This window comes from Streptomyces sp. KLMMK (assembly GCF_036961605.1).
In the GTDB taxonomy this organism is placed as follows: Bacteria; Actinomycetota; Actinomycetes; order Streptomycetales; family Streptomycetaceae; genus Streptomyces; species Streptomyces telluris.
Genome location: NZ_JBAMDC010000457.1, coordinates 1 through 4,774, shown reverse-complemented (window position 1 = coordinate 4,774; position 4,774 = coordinate 1). Strand labels below are relative to the sequence as shown.

The window sequence follows — 4,774 nt, the reverse complement described above, 5'->3', positions numbered from 1 at the left end:
CGGGGGCGGCACCGGGGGCGGGCCGGAGGGCAGTGGCCTGAGCAGGGGAGGAGCTACGGCTCCCTTGTTACGAACCGGCGTTCCGCACATGAAAAACATGTGTCGGATTCCTTGACCGAACAAGGAAGATCCACGCATTCTTACCCGCAGGTAAGTTAACGGCCTTTCAGCCCAGCTCCCTGTTCCTGGTCACCCGTGTGCCCACCGCCGGGACCATCCCCCACCAGCGAGGTGTTCATATGAAGCTGCCCTGGAGACCCCTGCGCACCCTGCTCCCCGCCCTGGCTCTCGCCCTCTCGGCCGCCGCCGTCACCGCCCCCGGGGCCGCGGCCGCACCGTCGGACGACGCCCGTGCCGCCGCTGCCGCCGGCACGACCGTCAGCAGCGGCTGGAACGACTACTCCTGCAAGCCGTCGGCCGCCCACCCGCGCCCCGTCGTCCTCGTGCACGGCACCCTCGGCAACTCCTGGGACAACTGGCTCGTCCTCGCGCCCTACCTGAAGAACCGCGGCTACTGCGTCTTCTCCCTCGACTACGGCAAGCTGCCCGGCGTGCCGGTCTTCTACGGTCTCGGCCCGATCGCGAAGTCGGCCGAGGAGCTCTCCGCGTACGTCGACAAGGTCCGCGAGGCCACCGGTGCGGACAAGGTGGACATCGTCGGCCACTCCCAGGGCGGCGCGATGCCGCGCTACTACCTCAACTTCCTGGGCGGCAAGGACAAGGTGAACTCCCTCACCGGCATCGCCCCCAACAACCACGGCACGACGCTGTCCGGTCTGGTCACCTTGATGGACAAGATTCCCGGAGCCCGTAAGGCTCTCGGCGGTCTGACGCCCGGTCTCACCGACCAGGCGATCGGCTCCGACTACCTCAAGCGCATGAACTCCGTCCCCGACACCGTGCCGGGCGTGCGCTACACGGTCATCGCGACCAAGTACGACGAGGTCGTCACGCCCTACACCTCGGGCTATCTGTCCGGCCCCGGCGTGCGCAACATCCTGCTCCAGGACCTCTGCGCCGTGGACCTCTCCGAGCACATCGCGATCGGCACCATCGACCGCATCGTCGCCCACGAGGTCGCCAACGCCCTCGACCCGGAGCACGCCACCCCGACCACCTGCGCCTCCGTCATCGGCTAAATCCACTGGCCCCGGCGCCGCTCATGGGGAAGTCTCCCTCTTCATGAGCACCTCGAACACTGTTCTGCAGGCCGGTGGTGACGTGAGGGTCACCCTGGTCAAGGAGTCCCGGTCCGGCATCGGTTACCCCGCGGTCGTCGTCCGCGACGACGGCACCCACGCCGTCGTGCGCGCACCGTGGGCGGCCCCCTCGGACCGGGACTTCGGCTTCGTCCGCTTCGAACACGGCGACGTCTTCACCGAGCACTACTGGCGCGACCGCTGGTACGCCGTCAAGGAGGTCCGCACCGCCGACGGCACCCTGAAGGGCTGGTACTGCGACATCACCCGCCCCGCACAGATCACCCCGGACGGCATCGTCTCCACCGACCTGGACCTCGACCTGTGGGTCTCGGCGGACGGCACCACGGTGCTCCGCCTCGACGAGGACGAGTTCGAGGAGAGCGGCCTGGAGCAGCACGACCCGGCAGCGGCGGGCCGGGCCCGTGCGGCGCTGGACGAACTGGAGGCCGTGGCCCGTGCGGGCGGGGCGACCGGGCTGGCAGGGCTGCTGGGCCGAGGCGGGCTGCAGGGGTGAGCCGGGCCCGGTGCGGCGGTCACTTGCCGGGCGAATCCCTGGCACGCCGCCTGGGGCCGGCGTGGATCGAGGGCATCGGGCCCATCGAGCTCGACGATGACGAGCGTGCCGCGGCTGCCCGGGCGGACCGCGTGCGGCGTTCCCGCGGGGATCACGTAGAGCCCGCCCGCTTCGACGGGCACCGGCTCGCCCGCGACGTCGAGTTCGAGCCGCCCTTCGAGGACGAGCAGGGCTTCCGGGGCGTCGTGGCTCTCCTCCTCCAGAGGCAGCTCGTTCATGCGCAGCACCTTGATGCAGGCCGGGCCGACGTGCCCCAGCACGAGGGAGTTCCACTCCTGCTGCAGGGCCGCGGCGGTGTCGTTCACGTTGATCGTCGTCACGTCGATGAGGCTAGGCGGGCCGCGGTGCCGATTGGTCGACCGATCGGTAAAGGATGCCGGGCCGGGGCTCGGGTGGGGCGGTCCGTAGGCTGAGGTGAACGACATCGATCCCGTACCCGCGGGTTCGGTTCGAAACGGTGAGCCGGGATACGACCGGACGACAGACTGCTTCGAGGTGAGTGAACTTGACGGATCCGGGCCGGGCCGCGGGCGTGCCCAGTGAAGGCCGGGGAGAGGGCGTCACGGCCCGCCGGCGGATACCCCTGCTCCTCGCGGTGACGGGTGTCGCCTACGCGCTCGACCTGGGCAGCAAGCTGGCCGTGGTCGCCGGGCTGGAGAACCGGGCTCCCGTCCGGTTGATCGGCAGCTGGCTGGAGCTGCAGGTGATGCGCAACCCCGGTGGGGCGTTCGGCATCGCCTCGGCGATGACCATCGTGCTCACGATCGTCGCCACAACCGTCGCGGTGGTGATCGTCCGCCTGTCGCGCAAGCTCTACAGCGCCCCGTGGGCCGTCGCCCTGGGGCTGCTGCTGGGCGGTGCGCTCGGCAATCTGACGGACCGTCTCTTCCGCTCGCCCGGCGGCTTCGAGGGCGCGGTCGTCGACTTCATCTCCGTCAGCGGCTTCAGCGTGATGAACCTCGCCGACTGGGCCATCTTCTGCGGGGGCGTGCTGATCGTGGTCTACTCCTTCCTCGGATGGGAGCTGGACGGCACGGGCAGGGAAACCGGCCGCGAGCGCGCCGAAACCGCCTGACCCTCCTGCCCCGCCGGTCGCCGCCCGGCGCGCACGGTTCGCCGCGCGCCCGGCCGCGCACTGATGAGCCGCTGGCGAACCGGGGCCGGGCCATGGATCCGGTGCGGTGCGGGGGTGGACGCTGTGACTCCCCATCCCTCGTCCTTGAGGAACGTCGTGTCCCTCGTGCCCAGTTACCGGCCGCCGGTCACCGATCTCCCCGAGTCCGAACCCGAACCCGAGCGGGTCAGCCCGCACATCGGCGAAGCCGCCGCGTTCACCGACCGGTGGGTGCGGCGCACCGGGCTCATCCAGTCCTTCTCCGCGCAGCGGCGCTTCCGCCGGGCGCGCTGCGCCGACCTCGCGGCGCGGGTGGCCCCGCAGGCCACGTGCCCGCGGCTGCAGCGGACCGCGGCCTGGATCGTCTGGTTCCACGTCCTGGACGACCGGTGCCGCCATCCCCGCGGGGAGGAGTACGCGTTCGGGTTCGGTGCGCTGCCCGACTTCCTGCCCACGGACGGCGGGCCCACCCCGCCGGCCCGGACGGCCCTGCAGAGGGCCCTCGCCGACGTGTGGCGGATGACGGGCCCGGCGATGTCGCCCGCATGGCGCGAGCGCTTCGCCGCCCGCTTCCGCGAACTCGCCGACCGGCGGCCTCGGGACGCCCTCGCCGCGGGGTCCGCGCTCGACCTCGTCGAGTACGTCTGCGGGTACGAACTCCCGCCGCCCGCACGCGAGCTGGCGTCGTTCCGGGCCGTGTCCGGTGCCGCCACCGCGGTCCTCGCGAGTGACGCCGCGAAAGCAGGCGTGGGGGCGGGAGCGGAAGCCGGTGCGCTCCGGGATGCATTGCGGGATGCGCTCCACCGCTTCGCGGCCGAGGCGGCCCGGGCCGGTCTCCCTCCGGCCGCGCTCCCGGCGGTGTCCGCCTACGCCCACGCCCTCACGCTCTGGGCGGACGGCCGGCTGGCGTGGGCCCTGCACGGCGGCCCGGCCGGGGTGGCCGCCCCCGAGCCCGGCGGGCACCGGCCCCTCCTCCTCGCCGACGACGTCACCGGCGTCCCCGTGGACCTGCTGCGCCCACGGCGTCCCGCGCCACCTCCCGTCCCCTCCACGAGCGGCGGCGCGGGCACCGCCCTACATCGTGGCCGCGAGTAGCTCGCGCGTGTAGGGGGCCTTCGGATCGCCGAACACCTCGTCCCGCGGCCCGCTCTCCACCACGGTCCCGGCCCGCATCACCGCCACCCGGTCGCAGAAGTGCCGGACGACGGCGAGGTCGTGCGAGACGAAGAGGAGGGACAGGCCCAGCTCGTCACGGAGGTCCATGAGGAGGTTGAGCACCTGTGCCTGCACGGAGACGTCCAGCGCCGACACCGGCTCGTCCGCGATGACCAGACGGGGGCGGAGGGCCAGGGCGCGGGCGATGCCGATGCGCTGGCGCTGGCCGCCGGAGAACTCGTGCGGGTAGCGGCCGAGGTGGGCGGCCCGCAGCCCCACCTGCTCCAGCAGCCCGGCGGCCCGGGCGCGGCGCTCCTCCCTGCCGAGGGCGGTGTGCACGCGCAGCGGTGTGGTGACGATCTCCTCGACGGTGCGGCGCGGGTTGAGCGACGCGTACGGGTCCTGGAAGACCAGCTGTACGTCGCGGCTGAGCTCGCGGCGCAGGCGGGTGTCGGCCGCGGCGCGGGAGATGTCCCGGCCGTCGAACCGCACGGCCCCTGACGTGGGGCGCTGCAGCCCCGCGAGGACCCTCGCCGTGGTCGACTTCCCGGACCCGGACTCGCCCACGAGGCCGAGCGTCTCGCCTGCGCCGATGCGCAGGCTGACGCCGCGCACGGCGTGGACGGCGCCGCGCCCTCTCCAAAGGCCCCGGCGCCCGCCGAACTCCACACGGAGATCGACGACTTCGGCGAGGGGCCCGACCGGGCCCGGCTCAGCAGGGGCACTTCC

General features: G+C 72.6%; 5 protein-coding genes and 1 pseudogene. 4 read left to right on the top strand and 2 right to left on the bottom strand.

The features are described from left to right. Positions 1–239 precede the first annotated feature (239 nt). Both V7793_RS33525 and V7793_RS33520 read left to right on the top strand, forming a co-directional pair. On the top strand, positions 240–1,139 hold the full coding sequence (locus tag V7793_RS33525; RefSeq protein ID WP_336013470.1) for an esterase/lipase family protein: 900 nt from the start codon (positions 240–242) through the stop codon (positions 1,137–1,139). 43 nt (positions 1,140–1,182) lie between these two features. Then, positions 1,183–1,716: a DUF402 domain-containing protein gene (locus V7793_RS33520; RefSeq protein WP_336013469.1), complete on the top strand. Its 534-nt coding sequence runs from the start codon at positions 1,183–1,185 to the stop codon at positions 1,714–1,716. A gap of 125 nt (positions 1,717–1,841) precedes the next feature. Here the strand turns inward: V7793_RS33520 and V7793_RS33515 are convergent. Continuing rightward, positions 1,842–1,994: pseudogene (locus V7793_RS33515) on the bottom strand (cupin domain-containing protein); the annotation flags it as partial. A gap of 287 nt (positions 1,995–2,281) precedes the next feature. On the opposite strand from V7793_RS33515, the gene V7793_RS33510 reads away from it, so the two are divergent. Then, the gene (locus V7793_RS33510) at positions 2,282–2,851 is read left to right on the top strand and encodes a signal peptidase II (RefSeq protein WP_443058049.1); all 570 of its coding nucleotides are present in this window, start codon (positions 2,282–2,284) and stop codon (positions 2,849–2,851) included. 144 nt (positions 2,852–2,995) lie between these two features. Further along, positions 2,996–3,985, top strand: coding sequence for a terpene synthase family protein (locus V7793_RS33505; protein WP_336013468.1), 990 nt, complete (start codon positions 2,996–2,998; stop codon positions 3,983–3,985). Here the strand turns inward: V7793_RS33505 and V7793_RS33500 are convergent. Beyond that, positions 3,965–4,660: an ATP-binding cassette domain-containing protein gene (locus V7793_RS33500; RefSeq protein ID WP_336013467.1), complete on the bottom strand. Its 696-nt coding sequence runs from the start codon at positions 4,658–4,660 to the stop codon at positions 3,965–3,967. The genes V7793_RS33505 and V7793_RS33500 overlap by 21 nt on opposite strands. Between the last annotated feature and the right edge of the window lie 114 nt (positions 4,661–4,774).

Bases quoted from the DNA above. Each gene is read 5' to 3' on its own strand.
- V7793_RS33525 (WP_336013470.1), top strand. From the start codon at position 240: ATGAAGCTGCCCTGGAGACCCCTGCGCACCCTGCTCCCCGCCCTGGCT.
- V7793_RS33520 (WP_336013469.1), top strand. From the start codon at position 1,183: ATGAGCACCTCGAACACTGTTCTGCAGGCCGGTGGTGACGTGAGGGTC.